The sequence below is a fragment of the Ancylobacter pratisalsi genome (assembly GCF_010669125.1).
In the GTDB taxonomy this organism is placed as follows: domain Bacteria; phylum Pseudomonadota; class Alphaproteobacteria; order Rhizobiales; family Xanthobacteraceae; genus Ancylobacter; species Ancylobacter pratisalsi.
In genome coordinates, this window is sequence record NZ_CP048630.1 from 3,849,350 (window position 1) to 3,865,523 (window position 16,174).

The 16,174-nt window shown below is 67.5% G+C and carries 13 protein-coding genes; 8 read left to right on the forward strand and 5 right to left on the reverse strand.

Annotated features, from left to right (window positions below):
• Nucleotides 1-105: 105 nt before the first annotated feature.
• The 6 genes from G3A50_RS18035 to G3A50_RS18060 all read left to right on the forward strand — a co-directional run bounded on the left by G3A50_RS18035 (nucleotide 106) and on the right by G3A50_RS18060 (nucleotide 10,116).
• Nucleotides 106-1,551 (forward strand): SH3 domain-containing protein, encoded by a 1,446-nt coding sequence (locus tag G3A50_RS18035; RefSeq protein ID WP_163076534.1) that lies wholly within the window; start codon nucleotides 106-108, stop codon nucleotides 1,549-1,551.
• A 147-nt stretch (nucleotides 1,552-1,698) separates the two neighbouring features.
• Nucleotides 1,699-2,682: a Gfo/Idh/MocA family protein gene (locus G3A50_RS18040; protein WP_163076535.1), complete on the forward strand. Its 984-nt coding sequence runs from the start codon at nucleotides 1,699-1,701 to the stop codon at nucleotides 2,680-2,682.
• Between the two features lie 14 nt (nucleotides 2,683-2,696).
• Nucleotides 2,697-3,851, forward strand: a complete 1,155-nt coding sequence (locus tag G3A50_RS18045; protein ID WP_163077813.1) for a DegT/DnrJ/EryC1/StrS family aminotransferase — start codon at nucleotides 2,697-2,699, stop codon at nucleotides 3,849-3,851.
• Between the two features lie 124 nt (nucleotides 3,852-3,975).
• Complete coding sequence (murJ, locus tag G3A50_RS18050; protein WP_163076536.1) at nucleotides 3,976-5,526, forward strand: murein biosynthesis integral membrane protein MurJ; 1,551 nt, start codon at nucleotides 3,976-3,978, stop codon at nucleotides 5,524-5,526.
• A gap of 142 nt (nucleotides 5,527-5,668) precedes the next feature.
• Nucleotides 5,669-6,925 carry an efflux RND transporter periplasmic adaptor subunit gene (locus G3A50_RS18055; protein WP_163076537.1) on the forward strand — a complete coding sequence of 419 codons (1,257 nt, stop codon included), beginning with the start codon at nucleotides 5,669-5,671 and terminating at the stop codon, nucleotides 6,923-6,925.
• A gap of 17 nt (nucleotides 6,926-6,942) precedes the next feature.
• Nucleotides 6,943-10,116, forward strand: a complete 3,174-nt coding sequence (locus G3A50_RS18060; protein WP_163076538.1) for an efflux RND transporter permease subunit — start codon at nucleotides 6,943-6,945, stop codon at nucleotides 10,114-10,116.
• A 60-nt stretch (nucleotides 10,117-10,176) separates the two neighbouring features.
• Here the strand turns inward: G3A50_RS18060 and G3A50_RS18065 are convergent, their stop codons facing one another.
• Nucleotides 10,177-10,797: a helix-turn-helix domain-containing protein gene (locus G3A50_RS18065; RefSeq protein WP_163076539.1), complete on the reverse strand. Its 621-nt coding sequence runs from the start codon at nucleotides 10,795-10,797 to the stop codon at nucleotides 10,177-10,179.
• A 149-nt stretch (nucleotides 10,798-10,946) separates the two neighbouring features.
• On the opposite strand from G3A50_RS18065, the gene G3A50_RS18070 reads away from it, so the two are divergent.
• Complete coding sequence (locus G3A50_RS18070) at nucleotides 10,947-11,936, forward strand: threonine ammonia-lyase (protein WP_163076540.1); 990 nt, start codon at nucleotides 10,947-10,949, stop codon at nucleotides 11,934-11,936.
• A 6-nt stretch (nucleotides 11,937-11,942) separates the two neighbouring features.
• On the opposite strand, the gene G3A50_RS18075 is transcribed toward G3A50_RS18070, so the two are convergent.
• The 4 genes from G3A50_RS18075 to G3A50_RS18090 form a co-directional block, all read right to left on the reverse strand.
• Nucleotides 11,943-13,001, reverse strand: a complete 1,059-nt coding sequence (locus tag G3A50_RS18075; RefSeq protein WP_163076541.1) for a glycosyltransferase family 4 protein — start codon at nucleotides 12,999-13,001, stop codon at nucleotides 11,943-11,945.
• Nucleotides 13,001-13,828: a UDP-2,3-diacylglucosamine diphosphatase gene (locus tag G3A50_RS18080; RefSeq protein ID WP_210255165.1), complete on the reverse strand. Its 828-nt coding sequence runs from the start codon at nucleotides 13,826-13,828 to the stop codon at nucleotides 13,001-13,003. The genes G3A50_RS18075 and G3A50_RS18080 overlap by 1 nt, the downstream gene beginning before the upstream one ends.
• A gap of 87 nt (nucleotides 13,829-13,915) precedes the next feature.
• On the reverse strand, nucleotides 13,916-14,512 hold the full coding sequence (locus G3A50_RS18085; RefSeq protein ID WP_163076542.1) for a LysE family translocator: 597 nt from the start codon (nucleotides 14,510-14,512) through the stop codon (nucleotides 13,916-13,918).
• Between the two features lie 148 nt (nucleotides 14,513-14,660).
• Complete coding sequence (locus G3A50_RS18090; protein ID WP_163076543.1) at nucleotides 14,661-15,476, reverse strand: universal stress protein; 816 nt, start codon at nucleotides 15,474-15,476, stop codon at nucleotides 14,661-14,663.
• 256 nt (nucleotides 15,477-15,732) lie between these two features.
• Here G3A50_RS18090 and G3A50_RS18095 point away from each other — a divergent pair, with 256 nt between their 5' ends.
• Entirely contained in the window at nucleotides 15,733-16,173 is a 441-nt protein-coding gene (locus G3A50_RS18095) for a c-type cytochrome (RefSeq protein ID WP_163076544.1), read from the forward strand.
• The last annotated feature ends 1 nt before the right edge of the window (nucleotide 16,174 follow it).

Genomic DNA, 16,174 nt, shown 5'->3' on the forward strand with positions numbered 1-16,174 from the left:
ATCCTGTGCCTGCGCAACCGGACCTGATGCAGACAGCTTTGTAATTCCTCGGTTTTCGACCGTATCGCGCGGGTCCAAACCCGTCCTGTTCGGGTGAGCCGCGCCATGACCGTCTCATCACCGGAGCCGCGCGGGAACGGGCTCTCGACGTCGCTTGTCACCGATTTCCGCGCCATTCTCGATGCGCTCGAAAAAGAAAAGTGCGCCCGCTCGGGAACCGCTCCCCACGAATCAGCCGGCGCTGCCGGCGCTGCCAGCGGCGAGGGTGGAGCCGAGAGCCCGGCCACTTCGCCCACCGATTCCACGGTTCCTGCTTCGCCGGTTGCCGCCGGCTCCGATCCGACGCCGGTTGAAGGCGGTCGGTCTGCCGTTCCGGTGGAGCCCTCGGTGCCGATGATGCGCGACCGGACCCGGAGCGTACGCGGGGAGGCCGCGCCGAAGCCGACGCCGATGGCGCTCTCCGATGTCCGCAGCCGGATCTCCGCTCTGGGGGACGTGCGCGACATGTTCCCGCAGCGTTCGTCTCCCCGCGACAGCGAAGGGGTGGCCGAGGCTGCCGCTGCCGCCGCCGAGATTTCCGAGGCCCGGAACCCCGAAACAGGGGCCTCGCTGATCACCCGGCTGCTGGCGAGGAAGCAGCCTCCGGCCGCTGCCGCCGCCGTGACCGAGATGCCGACGCCCCGCCGGCGCGCCTTTGGTGCCTCGGGCCGTGGGGGAGAGGCCGAACAGCCGGTGCGCCGCCGCAAGTCCGCCTCCAAGGATGTCATCACCTGGCAGCGGCTGGGTGTTCTGGCGGTGTGCGTGGCGGTGTTCGGCGGCGGGCTCGTGGCCCTGCAGCGCCTTGCCGCCCGCGAGGAAGCCGTCGTCGCCCCCGAAGAGATCGGCAATGCGGCGATCGCCAGTGTCGCTCCTTCGGCGCCGCTCGCTGTCGCGGCCATTCCGGCGGCGGAGACGGTTGCCGTCGCCGCGGCTCCGGTTTCGCAGCCGATGGCCGAGCGGACGACGCCGGCCAGCGTTGCCGATGTGGTCGCCGAAATTCCCAAGCTCAATCTGCGCGATGCCGAGCCGGTGTTCGACGGTCCGGCAACGCCCGCCGCCCCCGCCGGCGTGACCGCCTTCGCCGCCCCCGAGCCCCCCGCCTCGCCGCGCCTCAGCGAGACCGCCGATGCCGGCGCGGCAGACGGCGCGGAGGCCGCCCATGTGGCGCTGCCCAAGCAGGCGCCGCTGCCGCCGGTCAAGCTGGCCGCGCTGGAGACCCCCGAAGCCACCACCGCCGCCGCCGAGCCGGAAACCGAGGATACCGCTGTCGAGGCCGGTGATGCCTCCGGCGCCGATCCTGTCGGCACCGCGGTGGTGCGCAGCGCCGTGACCATGCGCGCCGGCCCCAAGAAGAGCTCGGCGGCGGTGCTGAACCTGCAGGGCGGGGAGAAGGTGGAGCTGGTGGCCTGCAAGGGCTGGTGCGAGGTCGTCGCCGAGGGCAAGCGCGGCTTCATCTACAAGAGCTTCCTCAACACCCAGGCCGTGCAGCAGGCGGAAGCCGCGGCGGAATGAGCACCGGGGCGCGAGCGCCGGCGCGGTAACATCCTGAATCAATGATTGAACCTGAGCGGGCGGTGAATTGCACCGCTTTGCCTCGTCACGTTCCGGGGCGCGTGTTAGACCCCGGTCACCTTCAAAGAGCCGACACAGGAACCGATCATGTCGAAAAGCCCGACCGAGACGCCCCCGCCGATCCGCGTCGGAGTCATCGGAGTCGGTGTGATGGGCTACAATCATGCCCGCGTGCTTTCCGACCTGCCGGGCGCGACGCTGGTGGGAATCGCCGATCCCGATGACGGGCAGCGTGGCAAGGTTGCCGCATTGCTCGGTTGCGAGGCGGTGCCGGGCATCGAAGACCTGATCGAGCGCGGCGTCGATGCGCTCGTGGTGGCCGCACCTACCCATCTTCACCACGACATCGCCCTTACCGCGATCCGCGCGGGCAAGCATGTGCTGGTTGAAAAGCCCATCGCCCCCGTGGTGGCCGAGGCCGAGGCGATCGTCGCCGCCGCCCGCGCCAAGGGCGTCGCGCTGATGGTCGGCCATGTCGAACGCTTCAACCCGGCGGTCGACGCCATCAAGAACGCGATCCGTGGCGAGGAGATCCTCTCCATCGGCATCACCCGCGTCGGGCCGTTTCCCCCGCGCATGTCCAATGTGGGAGTGGTGATCGATCTCGCGGTGCACGACATCGACCTGATCTGCCATTTCACCGGCTCGCACATCACCGAGATCCAGCCGCAGGTGAAGGCGGCGGTGGCCGACCGCGAGGACATCGCCCTGCTGCAGTTCCGCACCGCCAATGGCGTGCTGGCGCACATCAACACCAACTGGCTGACGCCGTTCAAGGCGCGCACGGTTCACGTGGCGACGCGCAACAAATACGTCATCGGCGATCTGCTGACCCGGCAGGTGACCGAGTGTTTCGATTACAAGCCGGATGGCAGCTATTCCATGCGCCACCTGCCTGTCGCCTATGCCGAGCCGCTGCGCGTGGAACTGACCCGCTTTCTCGAAGCCGTGCGCGGCGAGAAGCCGGCGGCGGTGACCGGCGAGGACGGCGTCGCGGCCATCGCCACTGCCATACGCTGCCTCGGTGTCGAGGACGATGCCACGCCGCGCCTCGTGAAGGTCGCAGGCTGAGCCAGGAAGACATGATGAACACGCATGTGAAGACCGAGTTGGCCCCGATCCCCTTCATCGACATCGCGGCCCAGCGGGCCCGGCTCGGCACGCGGATCGACGAGGCGGTGATGCGGGTGCTGAACCACTGCCGCTTCGTCAATGGGCCGGAAGTGACCGAGCTGGAGAGCCAGCTTGCCGCCTTCGCCGGGGCCAAGCACGCGATCTCCTGCTCCAGTGGCACGGACGCGCTGGCGATGCTGCTGATGGCGTGGGGCGTGAAGGCGGGAGATGCGGTGTTCTGCCCGTCCTTCACCTTCTGCGCGACCGCCGAGGTGGTGCCGTGGGTCGGCGCGACTCCGGTGTTCGTCGATGTGCTGGCGGACACGTTCAACATGGACCCTGCGAGCCTGGAAGCCGCGATCGAGGTCGCCAAGCGCCAGGGGCTGACGCCGAAGGTCGTGGTGCCGGTCGACCTGTTCGGCCAGCCGGCCGACCTCGACGCGATTATCGCGATCGCCAGGGCGCATGGGCTGAAAGTGCTGTGCGACACCGCGCAGGGCTTCGGCGCGACCTGGAACGGCAAGCGCACCGGCTCGTTCGGCGATGCCACGGCGACCAGCTTCTTCCCGGCCAAGCCGCTGGGCTGCTTCGGCGATGGCGGGGCGGTGTTCACCGACGATGACGAGCTGGTTCCCGTGCTCAAGAGCGTGCGCGAGCACGGGCAGGGCGTCGACAAGTACCAGAACGTGCGCATCGGCATGACCGGGCGACTGGACACCATTCAGGCGGCGATCCTGCTGGAAAAGCTCGCGATCTTCGAGGACGAGATCGCGGCGCGCCAGAAGGTCGCGGCGCGCTACAACGAGGCGCTGAAGGACGTGTGCATCGTGCCGGCGGTGGATCCGCGCGCGACGTCGGTCTGGGCGCAGTACACCATCCGGCTGCCGCAGGGCGTGCGCGACGGGCTTGGCGTGGCGCTGCAGAAGGAAGGCGTGCCGACTGCGGTGTACTACCGGATCCCGATGCACCAGCAGCCGGCCTATGAGCAGTTTCCCTCCGCGGGCAACGGCCTGCCGGTGTGCGAGCAGCTCTCCGGTGAGGTGATCAGCCTGCCCATGCACGCCTATCTTGACGAGGCGAGCCAGGCGCGGGTGATTGCTGCCGTGCGGGGTGCGCTGGGCAAGTGAGCGTGCGGGCGGCCTAGACGTTCTTCGCCAGCGCGGGCTGGCGGGGCGCGGCGCGGGCGGCTAGCTTCTGCGCCGCGCGATTTTCCTCGCGACGATCCCTTCGTGACCGGCTCGCTGGCGTTCCATGATTCGTTCGATCTTTTCCGTCGGTGGCTGGACGCTGCTCTCGCGGCTGACGGGCTTCGTGCGCGACATCGTGATGGCCGCCGTGCTCGGCGCGGGGCCGGTGGCGGACGCGTTCTACATCGCCTTCCGCCTGCCCAACCATTTTCGCTCCATCTTTGCCGAAGGGGCGTTCAACACCGCCTTCATTCCCGCCTATGCGCGGGTGAAGACGGTGGAGGGCGACGCGCAGGCGCGCCGCTTCGCCGATGGCATTCTCACCGCCGTGGTGCTGGTGCAGCTCGTGATCCTCGCCTTCGCGCTGACGGCGACGGACTGGGTGGTGGCGACGCTGGCGCCGGGGCTTTCGGGCGACCTTGAGCGTTTCGCGCTGACGGTGGATTTCACCCGTATCACCTTCCCCTATCTCGGCCTGATCGCGGTGGTGACGCTGGTCGGGGGCGTGCTGAACGCCAATGAGCGGTTCTGGGCGGCGGCGGCGGCCTCGATACTGCTCAACGTGTCGATGGTGGGCACGCTGACCGCGGTCGGGCTGTTTCCCAATGCCGGCGCGGCGGCGGCGTGGGGCGTGCTGATCTCCGGTTTCCTGCAGGTCGCGCTTCTGGTGTTCGACGCCGAGACCCACGGGCTGCGCCTGCGCTTCGGGAGGCCGCGCCTCGATCCGGAGACGCGGCGCTTTCTCATCGCGCTCGGACCGGCGATCATCGGCTCGGCAGGGGTGCAGCTGGCGATCTTTGCCGACACCATCATCGCCTCGTTCCTGCCGCAGGGCGCGATCGCGGCGCTGTTCTATGCCGACCGGCTGAACCAGCTGCCCATCGGTGTGGTCGGCATTGCCGCGGGCATCGTGCTGCTGCCGGAACTGTCGCGGAAGATCGCGGCGGAGGATTTCGAGGGCGCGCGCCACGCGCAGTCCCGCGCCATCGAGCTGACGATCCTGCTGGTGCTGCCGTTCCTGGCCGCGTCGCTGGTCATTCCCGAACTGATGATGCGGGCGCTGTTCATGCGTGGCGCGTTCACGCCCGAGGCGGCGACGGCGGCGGGCGCGACGCTGGCGGCCTATGGGCTGGGGCTGCTGCCTTTCGTGGTCATGCGCGCCTTTATGGCGCCGTTCTACGCCCGCGGCGATACCCGCACGCCGGTGATGGCGACCCTGGGCGCCGCTGTCGTGAACATCCTCCTCAAGATCTGGCTGATGGACAGCCTGGCGCAGGTGGGGCTGGCCTTCGCCACCTCGGTCGGCGGCTGGATCACGGTGCTGCTGCTGGCCTTCCTCGCCCGGCGGCGCGGCTATGAATGCGGCGACGCCCAGCTGCTGCGCATTCTGCCCCGGCTCGTCGCGATCGGCCTGGCGGTGGCGGCGACGCTCTATGGGGCGGCGGCGCTGTCGGAGCCGCTGGTCGCGCATCTCAGCTCGCTGCGGAACGAGACCCGGCTGCTCTTGTGCATCGCAATGGCCGGGGCGGTGTATGGGGGGCTGGTGTTGACGCTGATCGGCCCCCGCTATCTGCGCGCGCTGCTCAGCGGGAGGCCCAACCCGAAGGCGGGCTGATGCTTTTACCGCTTACGCGGTGCAGCAAAAACGTGCTACGTGCGTGGCACGCTGAGCGTTCCCGCGTGCGGGGCGGGTCGCCTTGCGTTGCTTCGGGTGGGGGCCGCCGAAGCGCTTGTTTGCCTTTCTCGGAGACGGCTCAATGAACACCGCGTTGTCGCGCCTGCCTGCCATTGTCACCGTTGTCGGCGTGCTGTCGCTCGCGGCCTGTTCCGAGCAGCAGGCCCCGCCGCCGGCGCCCCAGGCCCCGCAGGTAACCGTCGCCAAGCCCATCTCGCGCAACATCACCGACTATGACGAGTATGTCGGCCGTTTCGCGGCGGTCGATCTCATCAACATGTATGCCCGCGTCTCCGGCTATCTGGCCTCGATCAACTTCACCGACGGCCAGCTGGTGAATAAGGGCGACCTGCTGTTCACCATCGACAAGCGCCCGTTCCAGATCGCGCTGGATCAGGCGGAGGCGAACCTCGCCAAGGCGCAGGCCGACGTCGATTTCTCGACCTCCGATCTGCAGCGCGCCCAGACCCTGCTCCAGGACAAGACCTCGACCGCGATCTCGAAGCAGACCTTCGACCAGCGCCTGCAGACCGAGCGCGCCGCACACGCAGCGGCGGCCGGGGCGGAAGCCGCCGTGCAGGCGGCGAAGCTGGACCTTGAATTCACCGATCTGCGCGCGCCCGTCACCGGCCGTATCGGCGACCGCAAGGTGGCGGTCGGCAATCTCGTGACCGGCGGCTCGGGCGGCACCAACACCAATACGCTGCTCGCCACCATCGTCTCGATCGACCCGATCTATTTCGAGTTCACCTATGACGAGGCCTCGTATCTGCGCTACCAGCGCATGGCCAAGGAAATGGGCGACGCCGGCCAGTCGATCCCGGTGAGGCTGGAGCTGATCGACGAGAAGGGCTTCCCCCATAAGGGCGTGCTCGACTTCGTCGACAACAAGATCAGCGAGACGACCGGCACGATCCGTGGCCGGGCCCAGTTTGCCAATCCCGACAGCGTGTTCACGCCGGGCATGTTCGGGCGCATCCAGGTGCCCACGTCCGCCGAGCATCCGGCGCTGACCGTGCCGGACGTCGCGATCGCGACCGAGCAGACCCGCAAGTTCGTCTATGTGCTCCAGCCCGGCGACGCGCCGCAGGTGCCGACGATGAAGTATGTGACGCTGGGGCGTGTCTATGACGGCCAGCGCGTGATCGATTCCGGCCTCGATAAGGACGATCTCGTCGTGGTCAACGGTCTCTCGCGGATCCGGCCGGGCGCCAAGGTTGTCGGCAAGCTGGAGGCGCCGGCTGCGCCTGCTGCGTCGGCTGGGACTGCCACGCCGGCTGCGCCCGCCAAGCCGGCCACGCCGGCCGCGGGCACGGCGCCCGCCAAGCCCGCCAACTGAGCGCGGGAACCGGATCCATGCGATTTTCACATTTCTTCATCGACCGCCCGATCTTCGCTTCGGTGGTTTCCGTCGTCGTGATGATCCTCGGTGCGGTGGCCTATGTCGGGCTGCCCGTCGCTCAGTATCCCGACATCGCCCCGCCGGTGGTCAACGTCTCCGGTCAGTATCCCGGCGCGAGCGCGGAAACCGTCGCCGACACGGTGGTTGCGCCAATCGAGCAACAGATCAACGGCGTGGAGGGGATGCTCTACATCTCCTCCAACTCCACCGCCGATGGCCGTTTCTCGATCGCGGTGACCTTCGACATCGGCACCGATCTCGATATCGCGCAGGTTCAGGTGCAGAACCGGGTGGCCACGGCAACGCCGCGCCTGCCCCAGGAAGTGCAACAGATCGGCGTCACCGTCGCGAAGGCCTCGCCTGACATCCTGATGGTGGTCAGCCTGTTCTCGCCGGACAATTCGCGCGACTCGCTGTTCATCTCCAACTACGCCAATTTGCAGATCAAGGATCAGCTCCAGCGCGTGACGGGCGTGGGCTCGATCACGGTGTTCGGCTCGCGCGACTATGCGATGCAGGTGTGGCTCGACCCGATGAAGCTGCAGGCGCTGAACCTGACTGCGTCGGACGTTACCGCCGCGCTCCAGGCGCAGAACCTGCAAGTTGCCTCGGGCGTGCTGAATGCGCCCCCGGTGCCGAACCAGCTCGCCTTCCAGGTCGCGGTGCGAACGCTCGGGCGGCTGTCCACGCCGGAAGAGTTCGGCGACATCGTGGTGCGCGAGACGGGCGATGCGGTGGTGCGCCTGCGCGACGTCGCGCGTATCGGCATCGAAGCGCAGGACAATTCGTCGATCTCCTACTTCGATTCCAAGCCCTCCGTGGCGCTCGGCATCTTCCAGCTTCCCGGCTCGAACGCACTGGCGACCGGCCAGGCGATCGAGAAGGAAATCGCGGAGATCGCCAAGAGCTTCCCGGCGGGCATGACCTATTCCACGGCGTACAACCCGACGCAGTTCATTGCGGAATCGGTGCGCGCGGTGGAGGACACGATCATCGAGGCGATCGTGCTCGTCGTGATCGTGGTGATCCTGTTCCTGCAGACATGGCGCGCGGCGATCATTCCGATTCTCGCGATTCCGGTTTCGCTGATCGGCACCTTCTTCATCATGAGCCTGTTCGGCTTCTCGCTGAACAACCTGTCGCTGTTCGGACTGGTGCTCGCCATCGGTATCGTGGTCGACGACGCGATCGTCGTCGTGGAGAGCGTGGAGCACAACATCTCCACCGGCCTGAGCCCGCGCGACGCCGCTTACAAGACGATGGACGAGGTGGGCGGGGCGCTGGTCGCGATCTCGCTGGTGCTGGCCTCGGTGTTCATTCCCTCGGCCTTCATCACCGGCATTTCCGGCCAGTTCTACCGGCAGTTCGCCCTGACCATCGCGGGCTCCACGCTGATCTCGCTGCTGGTCTCGCTGACGCTGTCGCCGGCGATGTGCGCGCTGCTGCTGCGCCCGCACAAGGGGCCGGACCATAAGCCGGCCTGGTATGCGCGCCCGTTTACCGGCTTCTTCTATTATTTCAACAAGGGCTTCGACGGGCTCTCGCGCGGCTATGGCCGGTTCACCGGCCGGGTGGTGCGCTTCGCCGTGATCGTGCTGGTGGTCTATGCCGGCATCCTCGCCGGCGGCTTCCAGCTGTTCCGCATGACGCCGCAGGGCTTCATCCCCTCGCAGGATCGCGGCTATCTCATCGTCGCCGCCCAGCTTCCCGGCGGCGCGGCGCTGGCGCGAACCAATGACGTGATGACGCGGGCGGCGAAGATTGCCCTCGACACGCCCGGCGTCGCCCATGTGGTGAACATTGTCGGCTTCTCCGGCGCGACCTTCACCAACGCGCCGAATGCCGGTGCCATGTTCATCATTCTCGGCCCCGCCGCCGAGCGCGCCCTGCATCCGGGCCAGTCCGCCGCCGCGATCCAGGGCCAGCTCTTCGGCAAGCTCGCCTCGATCGAGGAAGCGTTCATGATCGTCGTCATGCCGCCGCCCGTTCAGGGCATCGGCAATGCCGGCGGCTACCGGATGATGATCGAGGACCGCAACGGCGCCGGCTATGGCGCGCTGCAGAACGCGGTCTATGCGATGATGGGCAGGGCGAACCAGACGCCGGGCCTCAAGCAGGTCTACTCGCTGTTCGAGACCTCCACGCCGCAGATCTTCCTCGATATCGACCGGACCAAGGCGCAGCTGCTCGGCGTCAACATGGCGGACGTGTTCTCGACGCTGCAGACCTATATCGGCTCGGCCTATGTCAACGACTTCAACCTGTTCGGGCGAACCTACCGGGTGCAGGCGCAGGCCGACGCGCCGTTCCGCCTGACCCAGGACGATTTGCTCCAGCTCCGCGTCAGAAACTCGCATGACGAGACGGTCCCGATCGGCTCGTTCGCGACGGTGAAGGACATTGCCGGCCCCTACCGCGTGCCGCGCTACAACCTCTATCCGGCGGCGGAACTCGACGGCGACACCATGCCCGGCACCTCGCAGGGCGAGGCGATCCAGATGATGCAGAAGATCGCCGCCGAGACCCTGCCCAGTGGCTTCTCCTATGAGTGGACGACGCTGGCCTACCAGCAGGTGAGGGCAGGCAACACCGCGATCTTCGCCTTTGCGCTCGGCGTGGTGTTCGTCTTCCTGGTGCTCGCGGCGCAGTATGAAAGCCTGACGCTGCCTCTTGCGGTCATCCTCATCGTGCCGATGTGTCTGATCGCGGCGGTTGCGGGCATTTTGCTGCGAGGGCAGGACAACAACATCCTGTCCCAGGTGGGCTTCATCGTGCTCATCGGTCTGGCGGCGAAGAACGCGATTCTGATCGTGGAATTCGCCAAGCAGCTCGAGGATCGCGGCGAGGACCGCTTCACCGCCGCCCAGCATGCCGCGCAGCTGCGCCTGCGCCCGATCATCATGACCTCGCTCGCCTTCATCCTCGGCGTGGTGCCGCTGGTGCGGGCGACCGGCGCGGGCTCGGAACTGCGCCAGGCGCTCGGCACGGCGGTGTTCTCCGGCATGATCGGGGTGACCTTCTTCGGCCTGCTGTTCACGCCGACCTTCTACGTGGTGTGCCGCTGGCTCGCGGGCTTCGGCGAGCGCCGCCGCCAGCGCAAGGCGGAAGCGGCGAGCGGCTCGCACTGACCTCAATGCAAAAGGGCGCCCCGTCGGGCGCCTTTTTCGTCTCGCGAGGTGGGGCCGCGATCAGTCGAGAACCGCGGCTTTGAGCAGGCACACCATGGTCGCGTGGGCCGGCTCGGTGCCGGTGTTGCGGATCACGTGGCGGCGGTCGCAGCGATAGCGCAAGGTTTCGCCCGCACGGGCGGTTTCCAGCACATCGGCACATTCCACCTGAAGCTCGCCCGCCAGAACCGACAGGCACTCGATCGAGCCGCGCTGGTGTCCGTCCGAAATAAGCTCGCCGCCGGGCTCGGCGACGAAGTCGAACCACTGCAGCCATTCCACCGTCTTGATCCATCCGGTGATGGTGAGGCGGCACTTGCCGTCTTCGGAGACCAGCATCGGGGTGTCGGCGCGGGTCAGGTGCTCGACAAAGGGCTCGTCATCGGTGGCGGCCATGAAGCGGTCGATGGACACGTCCAGGGCCTGCGACAGACGCCACACGGTGGCAAGGGTGGGGTTGGTTTCGTTGCGCTCGATCTGGCTGATGATCGACTTGGCCACGCCCGACTGCTCCGAAAGTTCGGAGAGCGAGAGATTATACGCCTTGCGCAGGCGCTGGATGGTTCGCCCGAGCTGGCCGGTAATGGCCTGGGCACCCGCCTCCATGCCGCTCCGGTCGATACTTCGCGTGCGGCCCGACATGCCTGCTCCCGTTTGTGTTCAAAGCGACATTAGGTTGAGCCGAGCGAACGGCGCAAGTCGCCGAAAGACGCGCTCAACCGCCGCCCGTCCTCGTGATGAACGGCATGATTTGCCGTGCGCGGCGCGCCGACCGGGGCTAGACTTGCCTCATGATGCAAAGCAACGCCCTCCCCACCATTGATGACGTCACCTCTGCCGCCGAGCGGCTGGCCGGTGTGGCGGTTCGCACGCGGCTGGTCAACTCGTCCCGGCTCGACGAGATTACCGGCGGCCGGATCTTCCTGAAGCCCGAGCCGTTGCAGCGGACCGGTTCGTTCAAGTTCCGCGGCGCCTATAACCGCATCTCGCGCCTTCCCGCCGAGCAGCGCGCGGGCGGGGTGGTGGCCTGTTCGTCGGGAAACCACGCCCAGGGCGTGGCGGCGGCGGCGACGCTGATGGGCATGCCCTCGGTGATCGTGATGCCCAAGGACGCACCGGCGATGAAGCGGGCGCGCACCATCGCCTTCGGGGGCGAGGTGGTGGAGTATGACCGCGAGACCGAGGACCGCGACGCCATCGCCGACAGGATCGCCCGCGAGCGCGGGGCGGTGTTCGTGCCGCCCTATGACGATTTCTACATCATCGCCGGGCAGGGCACGGTGGGGCTGGAGATCGCCGAGGATTTCGCCGCCATGGACCTCGCGCCGGATGTCGTGCTCGCCAATGCCTCCGGCGGCGGGCTGATTTCCGGCACCGCCATCGCGGTGAAGAGCCGGTTCCCGCAGGCGCGGGTCATGACCGCCGAGCCGGCGGGGTTCGATGACCACGCGCGCTCCTTCGTCTCGGGCGGGCGTGAGCGCAACGCGCGCGTCAGCGGCTCGATCTGCGATGCGCTGCTGGCGGCGACGCCGGGGCGGCTGACCTTCGAGATCAGCTCCCGCATCGTCGGCGAGGGGGTTTCGGCCAGCGACGAGGAAGTCGCCCGCGCCGTGGCCTTCGCCTTCGAGGAACTGAAGATCGTGGTGGAGCCGGGTGGCGCGGTTGCACTTGCCGCCGTGCTGGCCGGTCGGCTCGACCTCAGGGGCAAGGTTGCCGCCATCGTGTTGTCCGGCGGCAATGTCGACCGCGAGATGTTCACGCGCTGCCTCGCGGCGGCGTGACGGGGATCAGCCGGCGGCTGCCTTCGGCGCCAGCACGCGGTGCTGCGCCGTGGCGATGTTGTTGAGGAACTGCTCGGTGCAGGCGCGCCAGGAATAGCCGAGTGCGTAGGTGCGGGCATTGGCGCGGTCGATGTCGAGCGCACCGAGCGCGGCGCGGCGCAGGTCCGGGTCAAGCACGCCCACCGGCGCATCGGCGGGCGCGGCGTCGATCACGTCCCGCGGGCCGGTGACGGGAAAGGCCGCCACCGGCAGGCCGCTCGCCATCGCTTCCAGCAGGACGATGCCGAAGGTGTCGGTGAGGCTTGGAAAGACGAAGACGTCGGCGGCGGCGTAGATGCGCGCGAGGGCCTCGCCTTCCTTCATGCCGAGAAAATGGGTGTCCGGGTACTGGGCCCGCAGCGAGGCGAGAGCGGGGCCGTCGCCGACCACCACCTTGCTGCCGGGAAGGTCCAGCTTGAGGAAGGCGCCGATGTTCTTCTCCACCGCGACACGGCCGACCGAGACGAAGATGGGGCGCGGCAGGGCCTGCACGAAGGCGTCGCAGTCCTCCGGCGGGCGCGGCTGGAACAGCGTGGCGTCCACGCCGCGCGACCAGCGCATGATGTTGTGGAAGCCGCGACCGCGCAGCTCCGTCTCCAGCGTCGGCGTCGAGACCATGATGCCCGCGCCGGCATTGTGAAAGCGGCGCAGCCACGCATAGGAGAGCTTCTCGGGCACCGGGGCCCGCGCGGCGAGATACTCGGGAAAGCGGGTGTGGTAGCTGGTGGTGAAGGGCTGGCCGCGCGACAGGCACAGGCGCCGCGCCATGATGCCGACCGGGCCTTCGGTGGCGATATGCACGCATTCGGCGCCGATCTCGTCCATCCGGCGGGCCACCCGTGAAGGGGTTGCCAGCGCCAGGCGGATTTCCGGGTAGGTCGGCATCGGCAGGGTTCGGAAATCGGCGGGCGTCAGAAACTGAATGTCGGCGCCGAGAGCGGCCGCCTCGCGGGCGGTGTTCTGCAGCGAGCGGACGACGCCGTTGACCTGCGGCGACCAGGCATCCGTCGCAATGACAATGCGCATCAGGCAGCGACCTTCGGCCGTTCCAGCAGCAGGGGCGCGCCGGTCCGGGCGCGGGTCTGGCGGGCCCAGTCGATAAGCTCGAAGCGGCCATCCTCGTGCTCGACGATCGCCGTGCAGCTCTCGACCCAGTCGCCGCAGTTAATATAGCCCACGCCGAAATCATTATGCATCGTGGCATGATGGATGTGGCCGCAGATCACGCCATCCACCTTGTGCCGGCGCGCCTCGGTGGCCACGGCCTCCTCGAAGCGGCCGATGAAGCTGACCGCGTTCTTTACCTTGAGCTTGGCCCACTGGCTCAGAGACCAATAGGGAAATCCGAGCTTCCGGCGCACCCAGTTAAGGTAGGTGTTGATGCCGAGCGCGAAGGAGTAGGCGCCGTCGCCGAGGAAGGCGAGCCATTTGGCATGGCGCACGACGACGTCGAAGACGTCGCCATGGATGACAAGATAGCGCTTGCCGTCGGCGGCTTCGTGGATCGCGGTTTCAACCACTTCAATGCCGCCGAAATGGCTGCCGTAATAGTCGCGCAGGAACTCATCGTGGTTTCCCGGCAGGTAGACGATGCGGGTGCCCTTGCGGCCCTTGCGGAGCAATTTCTGCACCACGTCGTTGTGGCTCTGCGGCCAGTACCAGCCCGAGCGCAGGCGCCAGCCATCGACGATGTCGCCGACGAGATAGAGCGTCTCGGCGTCGTGGTATCTCAGGAAGTCGAGCAGAAGGTCGGCCTGACAGCCCTTGGTGCCGAGATGGATGTCGGACAGGAACAGGCTGCGGAACCGGCGCCCGTCAGGTGCATCGCTCAAATCGGGGGCTGTCTGTGCCATGCCTTCCCCTATGAGGTGCGAAGGTTTCATGAGCGACATAAGCCCGACTCGCATCACGCTTTTATGACGGATGCTGCGGTGCGGCTTTCAGAGGAAAAGCATGACCACGCTGGCGGCGACCAGGGCCGCCATCAGATAGTTGACGATGCGGCGCTGGCGCGGCTCGGCGAGCAGGTGGGCGAGCAGCGAGCCGAAGCCGGCCCACAGGCACAGGCAGGGAAAGCTGACGGCGCCGGATACGGCCGCGATCACCAGCACCTCGGCCAGGACGTTTTCGGCGCCCACGCTGGTAAAGGCCGGCACGATGCTGAGCGCGATGGTCCAGGCCTTGGGATTGACCCACTGGAACAGCGCCGACTGAAGCATCGTCATCGGCTTTTCGATCGCCGCGCCGCCGGCCGGGCCGGTGGCATTGGCGATCTTCCAGGCGAGATAGAGCAGATAGAGCGAGCCGGCGATCTTCAGCGTCTCGTGCAGGTAGGGCACCGCCGTGAACAGGGCGCCGAGCCCCATGCCGACCGCCAGCACCATGATGGTGAAGCCGACACTGACCCCCCAGATCTGCGGCATGGTGCGCCGGAAGCCGAAGGCGGCGCCGGAGCCGGCGGAAATCATGTTGTTGGGGCCAGGTGTCAGCGCGCCGGCAATCGCGAACAGGAACAGCGAAACGATTTGCACGGACACGATGTTCTCTCCCGGCCAACGCCTGCCGCGTGGCCCGGCAAGCTGCTAGCGGGCGCGCGGGCGCGGGGCAACCCGAAACCGACCGGGGAGAGCCGCTGTCTTCGGTGCGAAGGGCGCCGGCGGCGTGCCGACGCCCTTCCTCATGCGATCAGTGCGCGCAGAACAGCGGCGCGGGAGGCTTGGCCAGCATGGAGGCGGTGACACCGCCCAGCACCATCTCGGCAAGGCGCGAGTGGCTGTACGCGCCCAGCACGATGAGGTCGGCGCCGAACGTCCCGGCCTCGGCGGCGATGGCCTTCGCGGCGGAGGGCGCCTCGAGGTGGACGTGCGCGGCCTTGACCCCATGGGTGCCGAGGAAGGTGACGAGCTTTTCACCGGAGGCCGAGGCGCCCGGGGTGCCTTCATCAATGGTGAGAACCTCCACCTTGTCCGCCAGCGCCAGCAGCGGCAGGGCGAAGCGCACCGCGTGACCGGCCTCGCGCGAGGGCTTCCACGCAATCAGGACGCGGCCGATACGCTCGGGCACCTTGACGCCTGTCGGCACCACGACGAGGGGGCCATTGCAGGCGAGGGCGAGACTCTCGGGGAGGGTGGCGGCCAGCTGGTCGTCGACGGTGCCTTCCGAGGTCTCGCTGACGACGGTGAGGTCGGAGAACGTCACGGCGTTGCGCAGCTCCCGGGTGACGTCGCCTTCCACCGTCTCCCAGCTTCCGGTGACGCCGGCGGCGGCCGTGGCGCTTTCGAACCGGGCCTTCACCTCGCCTTCCTTCGCCTTGGCTTCGTGCACCAGCTCGTTGATGTAGATCGACAGGGCCCGGCCCACATGCGGCACGCCGGCCGGGTGGAAGGTGTAGACCGCCCGTATGGCCGCGCCGGACTGGCGCGCGAGCGCGACGGCGAAGGTGAGGCGATCGGTAAAGCCGCTATCGGGAGCGGCATGAAGGAGGATGGTGCGCAACGACATGGCAGGCTTCTTTCGTAGTTGGCGTTTGCAGTGGGCGTTTCGCTTCGCAGCTTATGACGTTAGGTCAAACATTGCCGATGGAAATCAGGGGAATCCCCATCCGCACCCGTTAGTATAGGGCGGTCGTTCCCATAGGTAACAGGCGTTCATCACGAGCGCGCGACGAACGGCACGACCCGATTGCCATCGTTTGGAGCCTTACTAAGGTGGGTCGGGAGGTTTGCGCTGCAGCAAACCGCCGAATCAGGAGCTGCCTATGAGTCGCCGTCTGGCCTTCGCCGTGACCACACTTTCCCTCGTCGCCCTTGCAACGACCGCCGTCGTCGCACAATCCGACGTCGTCAAGCAGCGCGAGGCGCTGATGAAGGAATATGGCAAGGCCACCAAGGCGGCCGGCGGCATGCTGCGCGGCGCCGCCCCGTTCGATCTCGCCACGGTTCAGGCCACGCTGGCGCTTTACGTCAAGAACGCCAAGGAGCTGAAGCCGCTGTTCCCGGAAGGCTCCGGCGAGGGGACGGACGCGCTGCCGGCGATCTGGGAAAAGAAGGCGGAATTCGACGGATTGCTCGACAAGCTGGCCACCGATGCCGACGCGGCGCGTGCCACGATAACGGACGAGGCAAGCTTCAAGGCGAATTTCCCCACCGTGATCCGCACCTGCGGCACCTGCCACGATTCCTTCCGCAAGAAGAGCTGAC